The 20,730-nt window shown below is 44.8% G+C and carries 17 protein-coding genes and 1 riboswitch; of the genes, 5 read left to right on the top strand and 12 right to left on the bottom strand.

The window, feature by feature from the left end:
• Positions 1-32: 32 nt before the first annotated feature.
• The 3 genes from H6F74_RS19795 to H6F74_RS19785 all read right to left on the bottom strand — a co-directional run bounded on the left by H6F74_RS19795 (position 33) and on the right by H6F74_RS19785 (position 6,497).
• Positions 33-1,670: an ATP-binding protein gene (locus H6F74_RS19795; RefSeq protein ID WP_242022220.1), complete on the bottom strand. Its 1,638-nt coding sequence runs from the start codon at positions 1,668-1,670 to the stop codon at positions 33-35.
• Between the two features lie 193 nt (positions 1,671-1,863).
• On the bottom strand, positions 1,864-3,192 hold the full coding sequence (locus tag H6F74_RS19790) for an arsenic transporter (RefSeq protein WP_190443907.1): 1,329 nt from the start codon (positions 3,190-3,192) through the stop codon (positions 1,864-1,866).
• Positions 3,193-3,350: 158 nt separating this feature from the next.
• A complete protein-coding gene (locus tag H6F74_RS19785; RefSeq protein ID WP_190443906.1) occupies positions 3,351-6,497 on the bottom strand; it encodes an MFS transporter in 3,147 nt (1,048 codons plus the stop codon).
• Positions 6,498-7,526: 1,029 nt separating this feature from the next.
• Here H6F74_RS19785 and H6F74_RS19780 point away from each other — a divergent pair.
• Genes H6F74_RS19780 through H6F74_RS19770 form a run of 3 tightly spaced genes read left to right on the top strand, consistent with a single transcriptional unit; the run spans position 7,527 to position 8,223 of the window.
• On the top strand, positions 7,527-7,727 hold the full coding sequence (locus H6F74_RS19780; RefSeq protein ID WP_190422335.1) for a chlorophyll a/b-binding protein: 201 nt from the start codon (positions 7,527-7,529) through the stop codon (positions 7,725-7,727).
• A gap of 44 nt (positions 7,728-7,771) precedes the next feature.
• Positions 7,772-7,969 carry a high light inducible protein gene (locus H6F74_RS19775; RefSeq protein WP_190443905.1) on the top strand — a complete coding sequence of 66 codons (198 nt, stop codon included), beginning with the start codon at positions 7,772-7,774 and terminating at the stop codon, positions 7,967-7,969.
• 44 nt (positions 7,970-8,013) lie between these two features.
• Positions 8,014-8,223, top strand: a complete 210-nt coding sequence (locus tag H6F74_RS19770; RefSeq protein WP_190443904.1) for a chlorophyll a/b-binding protein — start codon at positions 8,014-8,016, stop codon at positions 8,221-8,223.
• A gap of 82 nt (positions 8,224-8,305) precedes the next feature.
• Here the strand turns inward: H6F74_RS19770 and H6F74_RS19765 are convergent, their stop codons facing one another.
• The 5 genes from H6F74_RS19765 to ntrB form a co-directional block, all read right to left on the bottom strand.
• Positions 8,306-9,643 carry an SLC13 family permease gene (locus H6F74_RS19765; protein WP_190443903.1) on the bottom strand — a complete coding sequence of 446 codons (1,338 nt, stop codon included), beginning with the start codon at positions 9,641-9,643 and terminating at the stop codon, positions 8,306-8,308.
• A 441-nt stretch (positions 9,644-10,084) separates the two neighbouring features.
• Entirely contained in the window at positions 10,085-10,816 is a 732-nt protein-coding gene (locus H6F74_RS19760) for a universal stress protein (protein WP_190443902.1), read from the bottom strand.
• A gap of 59 nt (positions 10,817-10,875) precedes the next feature.
• Positions 10,876-11,712, bottom strand: coding sequence for a nitrate ABC transporter ATP-binding protein (locus H6F74_RS19755; protein WP_190443901.1), 837 nt, complete (start codon positions 11,710-11,712; stop codon positions 10,876-10,878).
• 72 nt (positions 11,713-11,784) lie between these two features.
• On the bottom strand, positions 11,785-13,239 hold the full coding sequence (locus H6F74_RS19750; RefSeq protein WP_190443900.1) for an ABC transporter substrate-binding protein: 1,455 nt from the start codon (positions 13,237-13,239) through the stop codon (positions 11,785-11,787).
• A gap of 251 nt (positions 13,240-13,490) precedes the next feature.
• Positions 13,491-14,339 carry a nitrate ABC transporter permease gene (gene ntrB / locus H6F74_RS19745; protein WP_190443899.1) on the bottom strand — a complete coding sequence of 283 codons (849 nt, stop codon included), beginning with the start codon at positions 14,337-14,339 and terminating at the stop codon, positions 13,491-13,493.
• A gap of 101 nt (positions 14,340-14,440) precedes the next feature.
• Positions 14,441-14,668, bottom strand: a riboswitch (cyclic di-AMP (ydaO/yuaA leader).
• A gap of 205 nt (positions 14,669-14,873) precedes the next feature.
• Here ntrB and H6F74_RS19740 point away from each other — a divergent pair.
• Positions 14,874-15,203 (top strand): DUF1830 domain-containing protein, encoded by a 330-nt coding sequence (locus tag H6F74_RS19740; protein ID WP_190443898.1) that lies wholly within the window; start codon positions 14,874-14,876, stop codon positions 15,201-15,203.
• A 173-nt stretch (positions 15,204-15,376) separates the two neighbouring features.
• Positions 15,377-16,618, top strand: a complete 1,242-nt coding sequence (locus H6F74_RS19735; protein WP_190443897.1) for a sensor histidine kinase — start codon at positions 15,377-15,379, stop codon at positions 16,616-16,618.
• 2 nt (positions 16,619-16,620) lie between these two features.
• Here H6F74_RS19735 and H6F74_RS19730 read toward each other — a convergent pair whose 3' ends face one another.
• From H6F74_RS19730 to H6F74_RS19715, 4 genes are read right to left on the bottom strand one after another with little or no spacing between them, the layout of a single operon-like run.
• Positions 16,621-17,757, bottom strand: a complete 1,137-nt coding sequence (locus H6F74_RS19730; RefSeq protein ID WP_190443896.1) for an ATP-binding protein — start codon at positions 17,755-17,757, stop codon at positions 16,621-16,623.
• A complete protein-coding gene (locus H6F74_RS19725; protein WP_190443895.1) occupies positions 17,754-18,035 on the bottom strand; it encodes a hypothetical protein in 282 nt (93 codons plus the stop codon). The genes H6F74_RS19730 and H6F74_RS19725 overlap by 4 nt, the downstream gene beginning before the upstream one ends.
• On the bottom strand, positions 18,036-18,533 hold the full coding sequence (locus H6F74_RS19720) for a Rab family GTPase (RefSeq protein ID WP_190443894.1): 498 nt from the start codon (positions 18,531-18,533) through the stop codon (positions 18,036-18,038).
• Between the two features lie 2 nt (positions 18,534-18,535).
• On the bottom strand, positions 18,536-20,317 hold the full coding sequence (locus H6F74_RS19715) for an OmpA family protein (RefSeq protein ID WP_190443893.1): 1,782 nt from the start codon (positions 20,315-20,317) through the stop codon (positions 18,536-18,538).
• Positions 20,318-20,730: the final 413 nt, after the last annotated feature.

Below are 20,730 nucleotides of genomic sequence, written 5' to 3'. Positions count from 1 at the left end.
CTCGTTTTATACTAATACTAATAACTCAAATTTCACGCGCACCGAGAGAGAGTAGATTCACAATTGGACTGCTGAATGGGAATCTCAATTACAAACTCTGTACCAATGCCTGGTTCGGAAACACAGGTCAATTTGCCACAGTGCTTTTCTACTACAATCTGATAACTAATTGATAACCCTAAACCACTACCTTTGCCTACAGATTTTGTTGTAAAGAAAGGGTCAAATAGACGTTGCTGCACTTCAGATGTCATCCCAACACCGTTGTCTGTAATGCGAATTAATACTTGATTGTTATCTCCTACTTCGGTGCAAATCTGAATCTGTGGAATTGGGGATTGGGGATTGGGGATTGGGTATTGGGAATTGGAAGGACTCTTACCCAGTTCCTTGTCCCTTGTCCCTTGTCCCTTGTCCCCAGTCCCCAGCCCCCAGTCCTCAGTCCTCATCTCCACAGCTTCAATGGCATTGCAGAGGATATTCATAAATGCTTGATTGAGTTCTCCAGCATTACAAGCTACTAAAGGAAGGTCGCCATACTTTTTATGCACAACAATGTCGGGACGTTGCCCTTGCCCTTTGAGCCGGTTTTGCAAAAATAGTAGTGTGCTATCAATGCCTTCGTGAATATCGACTGGCTTACCTTCGGCTTCGTCGAGTCGGGAGAAGTTCCGCAAGCTAAGAACAATATCACAAATGCGTTCTGATCCCAGTTGCATTGATGATAGGAGTTTCGGCAAGTCTAATATCAGAAAATCAAGGTCAATTGCCTTCATTTCCTCTTCAATTTCGGGGACAGGTTCGGGATAATGCTTGGCATAGAGATGCACTAGGTGCAGCAAGTCGTAGGCGTAATCGCTGGCATGAGCTAAATTACCGTGTATGTAGTTGACGGAGTTATTAACTTCGTGGGCGACACCTGCAACAATTTGCCCCAGGCTGGACATCTTTTCTGTCTGAATTAGTTGGGTTTGGGTGCGCTGGAGTTCGTACAGGGTTTGTTCTAGTTTGGTTGCTTGTTGTCTAGATTGCGCTTCTGATAGCCGCAGGGCTTCTGTTGCTAACTGATGAATTTGCGAGTGGGCGTATAGTAACTGATGCACGTCTAAGAGTTTGTAGGCTCCTGATAGTTGCACTACAATTGGTTCGCACATTGATTCAGGCGATCGCTCTAATGACTGCTGCACTGTTTCTACAATTGAGGCGTTGCGATCGCATACTAATGTTTTGCTTTGGGCAAAGCTGTATAGCGCCAGTACAGGACGTTTGGAAAATAATTCTAAACTGTAGGGACGGCTCATGCACTCAAAAAACTGCCGCCGCGAAATCATCCCTACGAAATTACCCCCGTCGGCAATAATGATGCCTGGAAGCAACGGGTTAGCTTCAAAAAGCTTACTTACTTCCTCGGCGGTACATTCCAAATCGATGCAAGCGTCGTGGAGAGTTAATTCCTCCAGTGTGGAATCCAAATTTAGAGGCGATGCTTGGAGGGACGCTTCTACGGGACGTTGTTCAAACTCTTGAGTTGGCTGGCAGGCTACTACGGTTTCTGATGCTTTATTAGTCCATGACAACGGCGTTGCTTGCTTTTGGCAGCCACGGGCTTCTTCTGAGTAGATGCGCCAGTTAGAAGTGTTTTCTGGAAAAGTTTTAGGCATCAGTACCATAAGCACCTCTCTATATTTACTGAATCGCTATGCTAGTATTCAGCTTTTTCAAAAACTGCGTGTTGACACTGATTAATACAGTCTTGTGATCTGACGTTCCGGATTTTGTGATGAAGATCAACAAAGTAAATTTACTTAAACTTGCTTAAACTTTACGAAGCGTTCATGAACTAAGCCTCTATCTCTGGGATAATTAGGCAACTAGCCAGGGTAGCCAGATTGCCAAAGTTAAAAGGGTTACAAATAGCACTGGCAATGTCAGGATCAGGGCAATGGGAATATACTCACCCCAGCTGATAAAGAGTCCTTTACGAGCTAGAATGTGCAGCCATAGCAAAGTAGACAGACTGCCAATGGGCGTTATCTTTGCCCCCAAGTCGCAGCCTATGACGTTTGCATATATCATTGCCTCGCGGATCTCTGGGGAAGAACTACTGATGTCTTGAATTGCCAAGGCATTAATTAACACAGTGGGCAAATTGTTCATTACGCACGACAGCAGAGTTGCCAAAAAGCCTGTACCTATTGTGGTGAGGGTGATTCCCCACTGAGATAGATTTTCTAAACTCAAGCTGAGGAAAGTTGTTAAGCCAGCATTCCGCAACCCGAAGACGACTAGATACATTCCCAAGCTGAAGAGAACTACTTGCCAAGGGGCAACTCGCAAAACTTGGCGGAGGTTAATGACTGGGCGGACTGAGGGTTGGAACCATCGCCCCGCTAAAGTTAGCATGACCAATGCGCCCAACCCAGCGACTAAGGAAACGGGTATGTTTAAGGGTTCGGCTAGGAAGTATCCGCCTAGTAGCAAGCCTAAAATGGGGAAACTCCAACGGAACACTAGGCGATCGCGTATGGCAGTAGACGGGTTTGGCAGAGTGGCACTATAACTACTGGGGATGTTTCGCTGGAAGTAGAACCAGAGGACGCTTAAACTGCTGACAACTGCGACAACATTCACTGGCACCATAACCAAGGCGTAGCGCAAAAAGGAAATCTGGAAATAGTCGGCGGAAATGATATTAACCAGGTTACTGACAGATAGGGGCAGACTGGTGGCGTCGGCAATGAAGCCGCAAGCCATGACAAAGGCAAGGATAGCTTGACTGCCAAACCCCAGTGCTAGCAGCATTTCCATCACAGTTGGTGTCCAAATTAAGGCGGTACCATCGTTGGTAAATACTGCTGTAACAGCTGCTCCTAACAGCACAATCAGGGCAAAAAGTAAATTGCCGCTACCCCTGCCCCACCGGGCGATATGAAGTGCCAGCCAAAGGAAAAATCCAGCTTCATCCAGAATTAGGGAAATTATAATCAGTGCCACCAAAGTGAAGGTGGCGTTCCAGACAATTTGCCAGACTTGGGGGACGTTCTGCAAGCTGACAACACCTGTGGCAAGTGCCAGCAATGCTCCTCCCCCGGCGCTAAAGCCGATTCCCAAACCTCGCGGCTGCCAGATGACGAGGGTAAGAGTGAGGATAAAGATAGCGATCGCCCAAACAGAAGATGCTGTCAAGCTCATGGCTATTTGTGCATATACTTACTTCGCTTTTGGCATAATACTAAATCTGCCTAAAGGTGTAATTAATATAAAAAAAAGCCTCTCTTAGAGAGGCTGAAATAAATTTGGTTCATCTCATTCCCAGACGGGAGCCTGGGAAGTATAGAAGGTCTCTACTTTTAACGGGTTCCGGCGACAGCTAAAGCGCCAGCGATCGCGCTGACAATACCTGAAACTGCCGCAGTCCCAAACAGCCACCAAGCAGCAGAGGCAGCAGCTTTGCGGGTTTCTTCCGCTTGTCGCTGCGCTTGATACTTCACTTCGTCTAAGCGGCGTTGGGCTTGCTGTTGGAGGCGATCCACTCGTTGCAGTACGCTGTTGCGTGCGCCTTCAATTTGATCGACAAGTCGGTTCGCATCTGCCTCGGAGATATCCTCACGGGAAGACATAATCGCAACCAGAGTGTTGCGATCGAAATGGGAGAGGCGATCTTTAAGCGAATCAAACCCAGCTTGCGGATCGTCAAACAACTGGCGAACATCTTTCTTGATGCTGTCATAGTTGAGTTCCGGGCGATCCAACGAGTTGAGGTAGTTGCGAATCTGGGCAAAAATGCCGTCAACCGTGTCTTGAATTCGCCGCTGAATGCTGCGAATTTGCTCAACAAATTGGTCGCGTACCGAGAGGACTTGATCCACAATTCGGGTAGCTTCTTCCTCAGAAATATCTTGCCGTTGCGACACTAGGGAGATCATCGTATCGCGGTCGATGTGCGACAAGCGATCTGTTATACTCTCAACTCCGGTGCGCGGATCGTGCAGCAACAACTGCAAATCGCGCTTAATTGCTTCTGGGTTGAGTTCGTCTTTGCCAGTATTCCGCAGGTAGTCTTCCAGGGTGCTTTGGAAATCTTGAATTTGTGTCTGAGTCCGGGTGGCAAAGCGACGGGGCGCTCTGACGATGTTTTTGATCGTACCCTGCACCTGATCGATGATTTGATTTACCTGATCTTCACTGAGGTCTTGCCGCTGACTCAGCAGCTTCACCAAAGTATCGCGGTCTACTTGAGACAGACGTTGCCGCAGTGCGGTCGCACCTTGTTTGGGGTCAGAGAGCAGTCTGGTCAAATCCCGCTGGATGCCTTCGGGATTCAGTTCATCCTTACCTGTGTTTCGCAGGTAATCTGTTAGAGCAGTGCTGGTTTTGTCTACCTGCTGTTTGGCTTTATCCATGACCATTTGTGGTGCGTGGACAACGTTGCTCCAAGAATTTTGCACCTGATCGATGATTTGATTGACCTGATCTTCGCTCAAGTCTTGCCGCTGACTTAGTAGCTGGACTAAGGTATCGCGGTCAAAGCGAGAACCCCTTGCTTGTAGCGCTGATAGTCCGGCTTGCGGGTCGGAAAGAAGAGTTTTTAGATCCCGCTGGATGCCTTCGGGATTCAGTTCGTCTTTACCTGTGTTCCGCAGATAAGACTCTAAATTCACCCACAGCGCCTCGGTTTCGGATTTTACCCGGTCTTGCAGGGCTTGGGATTCAATGAGGACGCGATCGCGTGATTGTTCCAGATTGGCACTGATTTGATCGGCTTGTTCCTCGGTGATGTCTGTACGTCCCCGAAGCAATTGCATCAAGGCATAGCGATCGTACAAAGCAAGGCGACGCTCAAGTGTCTCGTGGTCGGCATCTGGATCTTCTAGCACCCCTTTGAAATTGTCGTTGATGCCTGGTGCAGTGAGTTCAGTTGTGGGAGCTGTTTGGATATATTCTTCCACTCGGCGACGCAGGATCTGCGTCTTTTCTTCTTCCTCAGCTGCGCGCACTGTCACCAAAACTTCTTGGCGGATACCTTCTAATTGATCGGCAATGTCGTTGATTTTGTCTTGGGTAAATACGCCCCGCTGTTGCAGCAGGTTGGCAAAATACCCCCTGTCTAGTTGCTCTAATTCGCGGCGAATTGTCCCCGGATCGGCTTGGGGATCGTAGATGACTTCTTTGAATTCCCGGTTGAGTCCTGGTCGGGTGATCTGCCAGGAGTAGGTGTTGAGCAGGTAGTTTTCTACATCGGCTCGAATGGTGCTGTAGGGGAGTTCTGGTTTAACTCCTGCTTGTGTCGCTAGTTTGTCAGTTTGCTCGGTTACTTTGTTTTTAGCTTTGGAGAGCGAACTTAAGATGGTTTGCACATCTAAATCTGAGAGATCCGTGCGTCCCATTGCCAATCCCATGAGGCTAGTTAAACCCTGCTGAACGGTTAGCTGAATTGGGCCAGGAGCTGCTTCGTCAGCTGATTTTTGATCGGATTTCTTAGAGTCCCGCATCTCTGCAATCAGCTGGTCGAGTTTGGCGTTGATATCATCTGACTTCACTTGACCAGGTTGTGCAGACTTCAGATAGTTGAGCAGTTCGCCCATCCGATCTGTTTGTTGCTCTCGCGATCCCACGGCTTGCCGCCACACGCCTTCGAGTTGATCGACGATGCGGTTCATGTCGCGTTTTGAAAGGTCTGTGCGATCGCTTACCAAGTTTATAAAGGTTTGGCGGTCGATGTTGCGGAGATTGTCGGTGTTAGCGATCGCTTTTAGTTGCGGGTCACTCAGCAATCTTTCAAATTCACCTCGAATCTTTTGCATATCGAGTTCTGGGGGACGCAAAGCGCCTAAATAATCCTCCAGCGTTTCGCGGATGCTGGAAGGATCTATCCCCGATCCCAGTTCTCGCCGCACTGCTGCTGCTGCCGCCTCTGCGGTTGATACAACTTGATTGTTAACAGCTTGTGCACCTATGGCGGCGGTTGCTGTGCCGACAATTGCTTGGAAGCCACTGGTTGCAGTATTAACGACTGAACCAACTAACGATCCCACTGTCGTTGAACTTACCCAAAATAGCAGGCAGAAGTAGGTCGCCCAAATTACCAAACCAATAATGGCACCTAAACCGCTACTGCTAACCAGGGTGAGTTTCACAGCCAGGAAACACGCGATCGCTAACGCAATGGTGACAGTCACCAGCGTCCAAATTCCGACTGCTGTCCCTATTTTGCGAATTGTCCCGCCCAAGCTACCAGATTCATTATCATCATTAGAACTTGAATCTGATTGATGACCTAAGTAAGAAATCCCGGCGGCGACGGAGAGGTTTGTTAACAGTAATTGCAATGCAAACGCCAGCACCACCCCAGCAATCAGCGCCACAAAAAACTCTGGCCCTGAAAATACAAGTGCCGCTCGTTCTGGCGTGTTTACTGCTGGATCGACTGGCGTAAGTTGCCCTATCCAAAATAGCGCTTTGTCCAGTTCCATTATTCCTGACGTAGTTTCAAACATGGTTTTTCCTTCCCAGAACCTTAAAGCCAGCGCAAATTATAAATTAAGTAAGTAGTCATTATGAACTGCCTCCACTATCAGCCACGAAAATCTGCGTTTTTGGCACCCTTAGCCTACTTTTTTTTTGCCACTTTTTCACTCATTCTTGATTCTTGGTCAAGTTATGCTGGCCAATTTAAGAGTATAATGACCACGACATAACCCGCTTTTTTCAAAAAAACGGGTTTTTTGTGTTTTTGGCTTCTTTCTACTCACCTACTTAAGCAGGAACTCTGTATTTGTGGCATTTGTGGCAAAAATCGCCTATGTACGTCAGAATCGCCGACTACGGCAGGTTACAGCATCCTCCTGAGGTCTGAAATATATGCCTTTGGTAAGATGAGGGCGCTACGCTACGGAAGGATAGCTGCTCTTTTGAGCAGCTAGAGGGAGAAGATGCGATCGCGACTAACAGTTCAATTTAAGTAGTAAAGCAATAATATTTAACGAAAGTCTAGCTTTCTCTATTTAATTTGTTTGCTTAAAACACCCAGAAGTCATTTATAGCTAATTCAAGTTTCTACAACTGGGAAATTATTGTCGATAAGCTAAGTTTTTTAGGTATTAACACCTGATTGAATTTATACCTATTTTCATTAGTGACGCTACACATTAGCCCCCTTTTTTGCTTGGTTGGAGGGATTGGTTGGTAGCCCATCAAATCTCTACACAAATGATATTCCTACCCGCTGTTAGCAACAAAAGCGTCCTATCTTAGCCGAGAAGAACAATTTTGTCGCCCTGACTCTTTCTTGCCCTCTTTCGGTAGGCTTACCTTTCCCAAAATACCTCAAAAGCGTCCTATCTTAGCCGAGAAGAAGAATTTTGTCGCCCTGACTCTTTCTTGCCCTCTTTCGATAGGCTTACCTTTCCCAAAATACCTCAAAATCCTCCCTTAGAAGGGTGTGCAGGTTGCTACTACAGGCAGAGAGCCTATCCAATGAGGATGCTTAGTATAAAAGTACAAAGATTTATTAAGGACTGTAAACAATGGAAACTCGCCCTACTGATTTACCTACAACTTCCAAAGCATTTAATGGTATTGACCGTAACGCTTTTATCTTTGGCTGGAATCCCCAAGCCGAACTGTGGAACGGACGCTTAGCAATGATTGGTTTTCTTGCTTACCTACTGTGGGATTTAGCTGGCTATAGCGTACTTCGCGACGTGCTGAACCTGGTTGGATACTAAATTTCTCTAGTCCGCATTTTGATTGATTGTTAGGAGCAAAAACAATGGAAAAAAACACCCTTGATTTACCTCCTGTTGCTAAAGCTTACAACAACGTTGACCGTAACGCTTTTATCTTTGGTTGGAATCCCCAAGCAGAACTGTGGAACGGACGCTTAGCCGCCATCGGTTTTATGGCCTACCTAGTGTGGGATATTGCCGGCGTTAGCTTCCTTCGTGACGTACTGCCAATAATTAAATAACAATTAAACCCTTCACTACACACTTTATTCAGGAGCCAAAAACAATGCAATCTCGCCCTACAACTACAACTCCACCTGTTGCTACTGAGTACAATGGTAAAGATCGTAATGCTTTCCTGTTTGGTTGGAATCCCCAAGCCGAACTGTGGAATGGACGCTTAGCTATGATCGGTTTTCTTGCCTACTTACTTTGGGATCTGGCTGGCTATAGCGTACTTCGCGACGTGCTGCACCTGGTTTCATACACCCACTAAAAAGGTAAAAATAAAAAGGCAAAAATAAAGAATCATTTTTGCCTTTTTATTTTTCCTGGCTAATATACTAAATTTGCATCGTCTAGAGTAAAAATCGCACTATCACATACAAAGCTGCGCCAATAAGTTGTATTGCCGCTACTGGGATGCCGTAACGCAGAAAAGTTTTAAACGAAATTCGCCGCCCGTGTAACTCAGAAATTCCCGCGGCTACGATGTTGGAAGATGCTCCAACTAAAGTGCCATTTCCTCCTAAAGTGGCACCAAACATCATGGCATAAAATAAGGGTAGAACTTCCGGTGGAAACTGCCCTTGAAAGCCCGGTTCTAGCACTTCTGATCCTACAAAGCCGACGTTAACTACATACTGTTTGAGTAACGGCACCATTGCCACCACTAGCGGGATATTAGGGACAACGCTCGATAGTATACCTACTGAAAATAGCAAAAGTAGGGAACCCAAGAAAATATTGCGTCCTAATATTACTGCTAATACTCCTGATAATCCGTTAATAACTCCGGTTTTTTCTAAACCTCCAATTAGTACAAAAGTACACATAAAAAATAGCAAGGTACTCCAGTCAACATCCCGCAATATGTTGTTGACTGTATCAATCTTGCTATGGTGAGAAAGGAGCATTGCCAAAGCTGCTCCTAATAAAGCAACTGTGGCAGGTGACATAGGAATTGGTAGCGTTTCTCCTACCACAAAAAATATCAGCACGAAAGCTACGATTAAGGCGCCTACTGCCAAAACTCGCGGATGATTAATTTTAGGGTGTGGCAGATGCTCCAAATCGTCCAACTTTTTGCGCCAAGTTTTGGGAAATAAGAAAGGTAACATGATGCAAACTGTCAAAACAGAAATTAATCCACCTAAACTGAGGCGAGTTAAGTAATCTGTAAAGCTGATATTGACTGCATCACCCACAATAAATGTGGCTGGATCTCCAACTAGCGTTAATAGCCCAGCACTGTTGGCAACAAATACCATTAGAATCAGTAAGGGAACAAAATCTACCCCTACTTCTTGTGCCATTGGGGGAATTAAAGGTGCCAACAACATTACTGTTGTTGCATTGGGTAAAACTGCACAAATTGGGGTAGTAATGCCTACAATACCTAGTAATAGCCGTTTGCCTTCCCCTTTGGCTAGCAGCACCATTTGAGTTGCTAAGTAGTCAAATATCTTGGTTGGCTCAAATGCCCGCACGAGTACCATGACTCCAAAGAATAAGCCCAGCGTTCCATGACTTTTACTGATGTAGTCAATAGCTTCTGTCAAAGTCATGACGTTGGTAAGTACCAGTAGCAATGCTCCCACAAAGGCAGCAATCGTTAGGTGCAGCCATTCGGTCATGATTAATACAATGACACTTATAAATGTTACGGTAGCAATAATGCCTTGCCAGTTTTCCACACAATACCTCAAGGGCTGAATTTTATTACTGCTTGCATCTTACTGGAAAAATTAGTTAGTAAATAATAATTGTAGTGTCGCACATTCAAAGAATGATTAAAGAGGGGGGGCAATCACGATCCATTTACACGGATCGTGATTGCCCCCCCTCCTCAATTGCATTGATCCCAAGTTGCATTCACTGATAGCAGGTTGGGTTTCCCTATCGCCCAACCTAAGAGGATGTCCCAGTGTCAAAAGTTAGTTTGATCCTCCCCAGCCCCCCAATTCATCGGGGGGAGAATCAAGTCTTAGTCCCCCTTGAGAAGGGGGATGCAAGGGGGATCTCCACCCTCTAAGCGTCTCGATTATGACTTTTCAGACGTCCTCTAAGAGAGTTAATAAGGATGTGTTTGACGGCAACTCGGTATAAGTAGTAGCAAGTTTTCACAACAACTATGGCTACTGGTCTTGGTTAAAATCCTCCTGCAAATTTAGCACACTAGGAATACCCAGTACCGGACAAGGGAAATCATCACCTAGTTGCTGGACAAGCGGATGATTGATAGAATTACAGCCTAGCAGCAGTGCCGCTGCCGCTTCAGCTTCAACAGCTTTCTTTAGTTCCGCCGCAAGGCAACCAAAGCGGAGATGAGCCTTGAAAGAACTGCTCCATTCTTCAGCAAGGCTTCTTGCTTGTGATAAGACTCGGTTTGCTTGCGCGAATTGATCCTGATAGAACATTGCTCTGAAATAGGAAGGATCTACCGATGTCACCCGTGGGCTTGCTGCTACTGGCTGATGTGTTGGTTGAGTAAAGACAGGTGTTGCAGACTTGAATGCAGATGCTTTGGAATTTAATGGGCTGTATTGAATTGATGGGTTACTTGCTGGCTTAAAGTCGAAGAAATTTGGATGATGATTGCTGGAATTGTCATCTACAACATAGACAATTTGAACTGTGACTTGCTTCTTGGTGACTAAACGAGTTTGATGGGCAATCCACAGAGCGACATCCAGAGCGGTTTGACTGCTGGGGGATCTGTTGTAACCAACGATTAAGTTGACTGATTTTTTGGATTCAGTGTTAACAGAAGATGATGAAACTGACCCAGGCAGCAACATCATTTGTTCCATTAAATCATTTCGACCGATTGCGCTTTCAAGGCGTACCAACATTGGCTTAATATTCACAGCTTTTACCTCATTCAAATAAAACAAATGATGGATAAGAGATAAGAGGCGGGTGGAATTTACTCGTCTTGAGTGAAGTAGCGATCTAGGAAATTTAGAGCATGGTTGCGTAGCTCGTAGTATTCCTTAGATTCGCGGATTTGTTGGCGATCGCGTGGATGAGGAAAAGGCACTTCCAAAATTTCCCCAATCTTGGCGTGAGGCCCATTCGTCATCAGCACAATCCGATCTGACATATACAACGCTTCATCCACATCATGGGTAATCATCATTACCGCTTGCCGTTGTTTTTCCCAAATATCGAGTACCTGTCGCTGCAATTTCCCCCTGGTCAGCGCATCTAATGCCCCAAAAGGTTCATCCATTAACAGCATTTTAGGGCGAATTGCTAAGGCCCGTGCAATGCCTACCCGCTGTTTCATACCGCCGGAAATTTCATCGGGATATTTGTCGGCGGCGGCATTCAAATTCACCATTGCTAGGTGTTCATTAACAATGCTTATTTTTTCGGCACGGGTGGCTTTTTTCAGGACTTCATCCACAGCCAAACGGATGTTTTCTTTGACCGTTAACCACGGTAACAGAGAGTAATGTTGAAATACCATCATTCTCTCGGCTCCAGGTTTACGAATCTCTTTGCCCTCCAGTCGCACTGAGCCGGAAGTGGCTTTTTCTAAACCAGCTACCATCTTGAGTAGCGTTGATTTGCCACAGCCAGAGTGCCCAATCACAGAAATATATTCGTCTTCCTTTATGGTGAGATTTACACCGTCCAAAACTACAAACTCACCTCCATCGGCAGTTGGGTAGGACTTGACGATATTTTCAATCTCCAGAAAACCATTACCAGGTAAGGTTTCATTAGTACCTGTTGAGTAAGAAGTAAATTGAGTCATAAAAGCCTCCTGAATGTTAGATGAGTTGTAATTGCCTTTTAATCGCCTGCCCAATTACCTAATGGCTATTAATTAAGACATGAAGAAACGAGTAGGACGGTTCGCCCGAATTTCAAAACTGTTGAGATACCCCACTGGATTGCTGGGATCAAAGCCTTTTTTGTCGATGAATACATCAGGTGGTTCTACTTTGTAATCATTTTTAGGACACTCAATTCCCATTTCTGCGGCAATATTGCGATAGAGGTCGGTTCGCCAGCCTTTGCTTGCCAGTTGTTCGGCATTTTTAGGAAATTCCTTAATTTGTCCCCAACGAGCTGCTTGAGTCATCAACCAAATGCTTCTGGAGCGCCAGAGAAACGTTGAATGTTCTCCTGGCTCTTTGGGAATACCGTTAGGAATATCAAAGAAAATTGTGCCGTCAGTGGATTTTATAGTGCGGTCTTTGCCATCAAAGCCCCCATAGTTGTATTCACCCATAATTGCAGGGCGCGTAAACTTATCCACTGGGCCTTTTTTAGGTTTTGCACCCGTAAACGAGCGCTCGGTAAGTAGCGTGGCTACTTCTTGGCGGTTTTCGGGTTTGCTGCAATACTGGCAGGCTTCAATCATTGCCTTGACCAGGGAACGATAAGTTTTAGGATTTTTATCAATAAATTCTTCCATCACTCCCAAAAGTCGGTCTGGGTGTCCCAACCATACTTCTTTACCTTGAGCGAAGGTAAAACCGATTCCCTGTTCGCCTGTAGTTGCTTTTTCGTAAATTGCTCGTGTATTCCAAGGTTCTGCAACCATGTAGGCTTGCATTGCACCAATCCGCACGTTACTAACCATCTGCGGCGGGGGAACGATGATGACGCGAAACTCTTTGATGGGATCGATTCCGGCGGCGGCAGATAAATAGCGGACGAAGTATTCGTAAATGGATGAACTGAGTACAACAGCCCAAACTCTGCGTTCTGGTGGTTGACTGTCAAAGTAGGCTCTAAATTGTTTACCAAATTCTTCTAAAGCGCGATCGCCATACTGTTGTTGGTACTCATGCCAGGGGCGCAACCCAAAATCCCACATAGCTTTGTTCATCGTCATGGCGTTACCGTGACGGTGAATTACCATAGCGGCACACATGGGAGCGTGGCGTGCGCCTTCGGCTCCGATTCTGGCATTAGTTACGGCTCCGGAGACAACAGGCGCGGCATCGGTGCGCCCAAATATTAATCCGTCGCGGGAGGTTGCCCAGCTAGCTTCGCGGATGAGTTTGACGTTAAGGCCGTATTTGCGGAAAAATCCTTTTTTCCATGCGATCGCAAAGGGCGCACAGTCATTAACGGGAACGTAGCCAACGGTAATGTCAGATTTTTCTAAATCGCCAGGTTTTACTACCTGTTCGATTGCCCTAGCTTCTTCGGTGAGTCCTTTGGCAGAGCGATCGCCGCTAATTGTACATGAAGATAATGCCATCCCTGCTGCTGTGGCACCCATGCCCTCAAGAAATTTTCGTCGCGTCCAATCTGGGGTGTAACTCATAGTTTTGGTTTTTTAATGCTTTAACTCAACCAAACGCCACTGGGTTTAACAGTTACCTATTAGTCATCACAGGAATTGAGTATTTAACAGCAATTCCTGTAGAAAGCGTACCTTAGCCCTAGCGAAGATAATGTGCAGCGATGCAAGTTAAGTCCGCAGAATGCGAGGCTATGTAAGTATTAAGTATGTTGAAACCGCAAGCTTCGGCGAGTTTTGTTTGCGTAGCTGCGAATTCTATTCGCCGGATGTTTCTAAGAAGCTTTAGGACGGCGGTGAGTCACTAAAGCCTGAAGTTGATCAACTGCGTAGTCTAAAAGTAACCCAGTTAAGCCAATTACCAGCACTGCTAGAAATACGGAACTCAGGTTTAAGCGGCTCCACTCATCCCAAACAAAGAAGCCGATTCCAATTCCACCAGTGAGCATTTCTACAGCAACAATTACCAGCCAAGCAATACCTAAGCTAATCCGCAAACCAGTAAAAATGTATGGCAAACTTGCAGGCCAAATAATCTTAGTTATCCGTCGCCAGCGTGGCATTTCCAGCACTCGTGCTACATCTAGATAATCTTTGGAAACGCTAGAAACCCCCAGTGCGGTGTTGATAATCGTAGGCCACAAAGAGGTGATGAAGATAACAAAGATTGCTGAGGGGTCTGCCAAGTTGAAGATAGCTAAGGCGATAGGTAGCCAAGCTAGCGGCGATACGGGTTTGAGAATTTGAATTACGGGATTGAGTGCCATCATCGCTGGTTTGGACATCCCGATCAGAAAACCAATGGGAATTGCCACCAGCGCACCCAGTCCAAAACCAATTAATACCCGTCGCAAACTGGCTAGTAATAACCATCCAATCCCCAAATCTCCGGGGCCGCGTTCATAGAAGGGGTTGAGAATAAAGTCCAAATTAGCAACTAAAGCCTGGGCTGGGGTGGGCATCAAATCGCTTCGCCACAAGGCTACCATCCACCACAGTAATATCAACCCCAAAAAACCAAGGGCAGGAAGTATAACTACATCCCGGACTATCACAGGTTTTGCTCGTTTCCAGGCTACCTGCCCAGCAACAGCGATCGCAGACAGATTCAGCTGCAATATCATTATGAAGCTCCTCAGAGTCACTCTTTTTGGTACACGAAACGAGAGCAGTACCAGCCGGGGACACTGACAAGTTCAGAACATTCCGAAAAATGCTGACTTTACCAGTCTCCTCTCAATGCCTACGAAGTTAGCTGACGGGCTAGGGCTGAGAGATGCCCCTCTAGACGTTCGATGAAGAATCAAAGAGGAAGGATGAATAATCTTTTTATTCCACCTTTTGCCTTCTACCTATCACCTTGTTCCAGATATGCCCCAAAATTTGGTTCCTCCGCTCCAGCTTCCAGGCCGACTTATAGGCTGCAAAACACTGGATTAGGCTGACTTACTCAAACCTCTGTCGAGTTTAACACTCCTTTTATAATTCGTCTATCTTACTCACGGCATATAAGTTTTTATATTTTTTGTCTCCGTATTTGTACTGAAAAGTTGACTGTCATTTATTCTAAAATTTTGTAAGTTTGAATCCAGCTATACATCAATGCTTAACCTATCACCTTTCTTTAGGCAGATAGTGTGGCGAAGTGCAAATACATTATGTTAAAAATAGAAGAGATAACTAAACATTATAGGAGTTATAAGGTGGCAACTATCCTTGAAACACTTTCCCCTCTGGCTTCTGAATCTTCTGAGCAAATCCTTTGCTTCTATACTAATTCTACTAGCCAAATTCAAATTGCACGACTTACTAATATTGATAACTTTAATTTTGAAAAGATAGTTTTTCCGGGAGAGCGTTTATTTTTTGATGCCATGCCCGATGCTCAACTTGAAATTGAGAAAGGCATGAAAGGAAGTACAAAATTAGTCGATAAAATCAAATGCGATCTCCTGCGCGTTTATGAAAATAGCAGCGAGTTGGAATGAAAACAGTCAGCTAACTAAGCCTAAAATTGATTATGAATTAGAGGCATAAAGCTGGGTTTTCAATGGCTAGGTAGGCGCTCAAAAACATTGGGCTTAGTCAGCTCGTGTACTCCTTAAGGTAAGGTAAATTTAGGAAGTGCTACGCTTAAAGACTCAAGAGCGCCTAAGCCATAATGGATTTTAGTCAACTACTCATCAATAAATCTGAAACAATTACAGATAAATGGATTGAAGCCGTTCGCAGTGATAGGCAGATTCAAAGTGCCGAGGATCTATCCCGCACGGCTATAGAGAATCATCTTCCCGATGTTCTCAGGGCGATGGCAACCGTGCTGGCAAAATATCAGGAAAGTGATATTAATACTTTAGTAGAGGCGAGTTTGGAGCATGGCGTTCTCCGGGCTGGACAAGGCTTTGAGCCAATAGAAATTGCGCGGGAGTATCGTCTACTGCGCCAGGTGACATTTTCTACTTTAGAGGCGGATCTGAAGCAGGCATCTTCGATAGACGTGATGCGAGCGGTTCGTTTAATCGATGCTGTAGTGGATGAAGCGATCGCGCAATGTTTTAAAAGCTACATGGAGCAGCGCTTAGCGGAATTACAGCAGCTGCAAAGTCAGTTACAACTTAACAATCAGGAACTGACTCGCTTAGTGAGAGCTAATCAGGAAAGCCTCTCTCATCTAGCCCACGAACTGAAAACCCCTTTGACCTCAATTATTGGCTATTCAGAGCTGTTTTTGCTCCAACAAAGAAAGAAAGATCAGGTAAACGACAACTTTCGCAATTTGGAACACATTGATAAAGTGTTATGGGGCGGGCGACAGTTACTTCGTCTGATCAACGATACTTTAGAAATTTCCTGCTATGAAGCTGGGAAGATGAAATTGCAGCCATCATCCACGAATGTGCGCTCTTTAATTAACAGCGTTATCGAGATGGTGCAGCCTTTGGCAAACTCAAAACAGCTACAGATGATCGTAGAGTGCGATTCCGCTACCGCCGATAGCTTTCCTACTCTTCGAGAAGGGCTACGCCCAACACCCGCTCCCGATCAAGTTTTCACAGATCCCTTGCGATTGCAGCAGATTATCACAAATCTACTCTCAAATGCGATTCGTTACACCGAGGCGGGAAGTATTAAATTAACCTGTCAAACAGTATCGCCAGAGGAATGGGCGATAGCGATCGCTGACACCGGAATTGGCATAGAACCAGAAGACCAAATCCGCATCTTTGAACCCTACTTTCAAGCTGGTTCCAGCCAGCAATCTTACCACCCTCACAGTACAGGACTGGGACTGGCAATAGTCTCTCGGTTAGTCAAACTATTGCAAGGCAAAATGGAACTTGTTTCCGAAATCGGCATTGGCTCCACCTTCACCGTTATTTTTCCCTTAGAAGTCCAAATCTAAAATCAATTCTGATTCCCAGCCTGAGCCTGCAAAACTGCTCTAGGAAGGCGAAACCAAAAACACGAACCACCTTTAGGACGAGTTGAATAACCAATGCTACCACCCCAGCGTTCAACCGTAATGCGGCAAAAATATAGTCCTAATCCAGCCTTGCCAGATTTCTCTCGTCCTTGGGAAAATTTTTGAAATAGATTTTTAGAAATATCCTCCGGCACCCCAGGCCCCTCATCGTCCACAGTAAACAGAATAAATTCGCCGTCTTGGTTTACGTCAACCGTCACAGTAGAACCCAACGGACTGTGACGAAAAGCATTTTCCACCAAATTAAAAAGCACCCTCTCCAAACGTGAGTTTTCACCAACTACCTTCCAATCTTGAGCCAAATCAATATTTGGCTCCAATTGCAATATTCTTTTGTTTAGTGAAAAAGTCGGCAACAAAGCCTCTACAACCTCCCTTGCACACCTCACCGCATCTGGAGCTTGGGCAGAATCGACAGTAAAATCCTCAAGGGATTTTACCTCAGCAGAAAATGCCTTCAATATCTCCTGAATCAGCATCTCTTGCTTGATAGATTGCCTTTTCCCAATTTCCAGGCGATCTCGTCCTTTAGCTGTCAAATTTTCCATAGCCAGCAGTGCAAAACAGCAATTTATTCCCGTTAATTGCCCCGCCACATCGTGTAAAATGCAGTGAAGTAAAATTTCTTTTTTCTGAGTTTCTTTGAGTAAATAGTGATGAGTTAAACTATTTTGCCTAGCCTTTTGTATAAGAGACTGTTTCTCTTCATAAGCAACACCTAATAACTCAATTAATAGTATTTTCTTATTTTCCAAACGAACTGCTGAAGCCTCAAGATGGCATTCCTGGCCGGACATATCAATTTCACTCCACAATCCCGACTTCAGAGGTTGGGGGATATTATCATGCCAAAAATCTTCAGCGTCGATGAGAAAATTTTCCAGAAAAGGAAACTTTGTCTGTAGATTTATTTTATTCTCTTCCGAAGTGACATCCGGGTAAAATTGGATGAACCATTTTGGTACATTGCCAACGACTTGAAAATAACAGTCATTCAGATGTTCTAAAACTACAGTATCGAGAATTGCAAAAAGTTCATCTGTGATAGATTTATTCATGATTTTACCAAGCAAGAATATATTTTTATTGGTTCAACTATTCCTGTCAACGGCAGGGTAGTTTGGGAAAATTTTTCTTGTAACCTATCAATCTTTTGAAAAGTATGTTCATCGATAAAAATCTCTTTCGGACGCGCTTGGCTTTCCAGCCTTGCGGCCAAGTTCCCTCCCCAATTAGACAACCAACCATTCTTTTCCACAAAAAGATAAGCAAGAGAACAATTTCGTATTGTCAGCTTATAAAGGTAATCAAGTATCGGATACGGAAGGTCAAGCATCTATCCCTCCATGATTTGTTGTCCAAGAGTCAGAAAAGCTTCTTCTACACCTAAACCTGTTTTTGCGCTTCCTTTAATTACTGTCCAGTTCCTTTCTGCTAGTTCATCCATTGAGCTGTCGTCAATATCCCATTCATCTTTTAAATCCCATTTGTTGAGGACAAGAATAAAAGGAACTGCGCCGATAGTATCTTCTACCCTTTTTTGGAGGTTAAAGGCTTTATCAAGGGTAGTGCGACGGGTTCCATCTACTACTACAAGATAACCGGATGAGCCGCGCAAATAAGACATTCGCACCTTTTGAAATTCGTCTTCTCCATAGAGATCCCAGAGAATGAAATTTATTTCCTGTTGTCCGACTTTTACTAATTTTTTATCAATCTTCACGCCTACGGTAGTTTGGTAAATGTCTGAGTAAATGCTGTGGACAAAACGGGCAACAAGGCTGGTTTTTCCTGTAGCGAAGGCACCCACCATGCAAACTTTTTTCTGGATCATGGTTAGTTAATCCCTCGGTTGGGGACATTGGTTATAATTACTTTGAAAGAGACGCGGCGGTTCAATGCTTGATTCGGATCAGTAGAACTATTGGCTAAAGGTTGACTTGAACCGACACCTATATTTTTCAGGTTGACGTTTTCAATCCCTCGTGAGGTCAAAATAGATGCGATCGCATTTGCACGCGCAGAGCTAATTATTATGTTTCTCTGTTCCGAACCGCCCGCGTTCGAGTGTCCTAAAATTTCAATGCTGACAGCCTTATCCAAAACTCGTGCGGTATTTGTAATATTTTTAATTGCTTGAATCAAGTTCTGTATTTTCTGCTCCTCCCCAGGTATAAGTTGTGTAGTTCCTTCTCCGAAAAGTATCACTTGTTTTTCAATCTCTGCCTTTGCAGAGAGCAGTTTTGCTGATTCTGTATCAACCAGATTCTCTTCCTGGTATTTAGTAATTCCGGGAATGAACTGCACCATTTTTCGGGTTTCTCCAATCCATTGACGAGAAGCGAAGCCTTTAGCATAAAGAATGCCATTTTCGTCAACTTTCAGAGAGACAGTTTCAGGAGGTTTGAGCAATCGTTTGGCTCTGGCGACTACAAATTGTGAATCAAGGGATAGGTAAGGCTTCCACTTGCTGATAACTGCCTTGGGGTTGACATTTGCTTGTTTCATCAAGGCTGTTGGATCTGCTGCCAACGGATCGCGAAGCCCGGAAATATAATATTTACCCCAATGCTTCTCGGAACTACTCACAGTGATTCCCGGCTGGTCATTCAGTTTTTCTAGATAAGTTTCCCAACGTCTGTTTTCTCGGAAGGAAATAAAGCCCCAGCTTCCCAAAGCTAACAGGATAACTCCCCAAAATATCAATAAAAAAGGAGAAGTTTTTTCTTTTTTTAGTTGATAATGAGTCTGGAGACAGTCTTCAAGATAAGGTTGGCTGGCTTGAAAAGGAGAAGTTTCCCCGTCGAAAGCATAAAGTTCTTTTCTTTGCTGGCGGTGAATTTTTTCTATCGCTTCTTGGAAAACAAACTTTAATTCTTTGGGAGCGTTTCCCCGGATAATACCAGCTAATATCGCCTGCGGCCCCTGTTCAATCCAAATGGTCAGTTCTCCAAATTGCAACGTATCCAGCGACTCGCCTCTTTGCACGCTGAAGGAGTCTTGGACAAAATCCCGGATAGCTGTCAACATCGCTGAAATTAAGTCTGCATCCTGAGCCTCTACCGAATTAGCTACTACGTGTTGCAGCAATAATCCAGTTTTTTTGTGGATGAGAAAGACTTGTTCAACTCGATAGAGAAGTGTGCGGAGAAGCACAACTTCGGCGAAGGATTTACCTGTTTGTAAAGCTTCCAATCTCCATTTAAAGCCTTGTGGGGATAGGCTGTGTTCAATGCTTTGATTAAGCGATTGGATGGTTGCTTCAAGCGTTGTCGCAATAGCTTTGCGGCTGGCTGGCCCGATTACAGGAAAAATGGCATCTGCAAGAACAGTGAGGTCTTTTCTAACAGAGGTTTGAATGGCTTCTTCTATGGTAGGAACTATTGCTTCGGATAGCTGCTTATCTTGCATTGAGCGCAGGATAATTGCTTCCGGAAGCATTTTGCTTAAATCCTCTGGTTGAATGTTGGGGTTGTTTAATCGCTCATACAGTTTGTCAAGTTCGCTTTTATCAAGACCAAGGAGCAGACTGCGGAGTTGAGCAAGCTCCTCATGCGATGCAGAATTATTATTGTTTGGAGTCTCGCTGGAGTCATTTTGGGTGTAAGAGTCAGTCATTATTCAAATCCCCCGTTTCACTATTGAGATTAATTGGCTACGTCAGGTGAGGGGGTGGGAGCCATTCAGCTATTTACTGAGATTTTAAGCCTAAAATAACCCAAGGTTGAAGTGTTGTATGTGCAATCTGGCAATTTAGGGCATTTTTTATCCAGATGCTCCTGCAAGGGGTTAACACTTTTTTCGGTTTCCGCCATCTGGTTGCCGAAAATAAGGTCTCTAACTTTATCCAAGTTGCCAATCTTAGCGCTACTTGTACCGGAAATCTAAAAAATCTTTTTTCGGTAGCTGGTTTGACTTCACAAGATTGCAATGAGTTTAAATTGTGGAAGTTTATAAGCAGCTATTGACAAAAACTCCAATATTGCCAGTGTAAAGGTAAATGGTATTAATAGGATTTTGTGGTTGAAATT

It is taken from the genome of Trichocoleus sp. FACHB-90 (assembly GCF_014695505.1).
Taxonomy (GTDB): Bacteria; Cyanobacteriota; Cyanobacteriia; order Cyanobacteriales; family FACHB-T130; genus Funiculus; species Funiculus sociatus.
This window is presented reverse-complemented; position numbering and strand designations above follow the sequence as displayed.

What these genes read in the sequence shown, in the direction of transcription:
- H6F74_RS19770 (WP_190443904.1), top strand. Translation starts at nt 8,014, where the DNA reads ATGCAATCTCGCCCTACAACTACAACTCCACCTGTTGCTACTGAGTAC.
- H6F74_RS19725 (WP_190443895.1), bottom strand. Translation starts at nt 18,035, where the DNA reads ATGCTTGACCTTCCGTATCCGATACTTGATTACCTTTATAAGCTGACA.
- H6F74_RS19735 (WP_190443897.1), top strand. Translation starts at nt 15,377, where the DNA reads ATGGATTTTAGTCAACTACTCATCAATAAATCTGAAACAATTACAGAT.
- H6F74_RS19730 (WP_190443896.1), bottom strand. Translation starts at nt 17,757, where the DNA reads ATGAATAAATCTATCACAGATGAACTTTTTGCAATTCTCGATACTGTA.
- H6F74_RS19740 (WP_190443898.1), top strand. Translation starts at nt 14,874, where the DNA reads ATGTTAAAAATAGAAGAGATAACTAAACATTATAGGAGTTATAAGGTG.
- H6F74_RS19785 (WP_190443906.1), bottom strand. Translation starts at nt 6,497, where the DNA reads ATGTTTGAAACTACGTCAGGAATAATGGAACTGGACAAAGCGCTATTT.
- H6F74_RS19775 (WP_190443905.1), top strand. Translation starts at nt 7,772, where the DNA reads ATGGAAAAAAACACCCTTGATTTACCTCCTGTTGCTAAAGCTTACAAC.
- ntrB (WP_190443899.1), bottom strand. Translation starts at nt 14,339, where the DNA reads ATGATATTGCAGCTGAATCTGTCTGCGATCGCTGTTGCTGGGCAGGTA.
- H6F74_RS19795 (WP_242022220.1), bottom strand. Translation starts at nt 1,670, where the DNA reads ATGGTACTGATGCCTAAAACTTTTCCAGAAAACACTTCTAACTGGCGC.
- H6F74_RS19790 (WP_190443907.1), bottom strand. Translation starts at nt 3,192, where the DNA reads ATGAGCTTGACAGCATCTTCTGTTTGGGCGATCGCTATCTTTATCCTC.
- H6F74_RS19755 (WP_190443901.1), bottom strand. Translation starts at nt 11,712, where the DNA reads ATGACTCAATTTACTTCTTACTCAACAGGTACTAATGAAACCTTACCT.
- H6F74_RS19750 (WP_190443900.1), bottom strand. Translation starts at nt 13,239, where the DNA reads ATGAGTTACACCCCAGATTGGACGCGACGAAAATTTCTTGAGGGCATG.
- H6F74_RS19720 (WP_190443894.1), bottom strand. Translation starts at nt 18,533, where the DNA reads ATGATCCAGAAAAAAGTTTGCATGGTGGGTGCCTTCGCTACAGGAAAA.
- H6F74_RS19780 (WP_190422335.1), top strand. Translation starts at nt 7,527, where the DNA reads ATGGAAACTCGCCCTACTGATTTACCTACAACTTCCAAAGCATTTAAT.
- H6F74_RS19715 (WP_190443893.1), bottom strand. Translation starts at nt 20,317, where the DNA reads ATGACTGACTCTTACACCCAAAATGACTCCAGCGAGACTCCAAACAAT.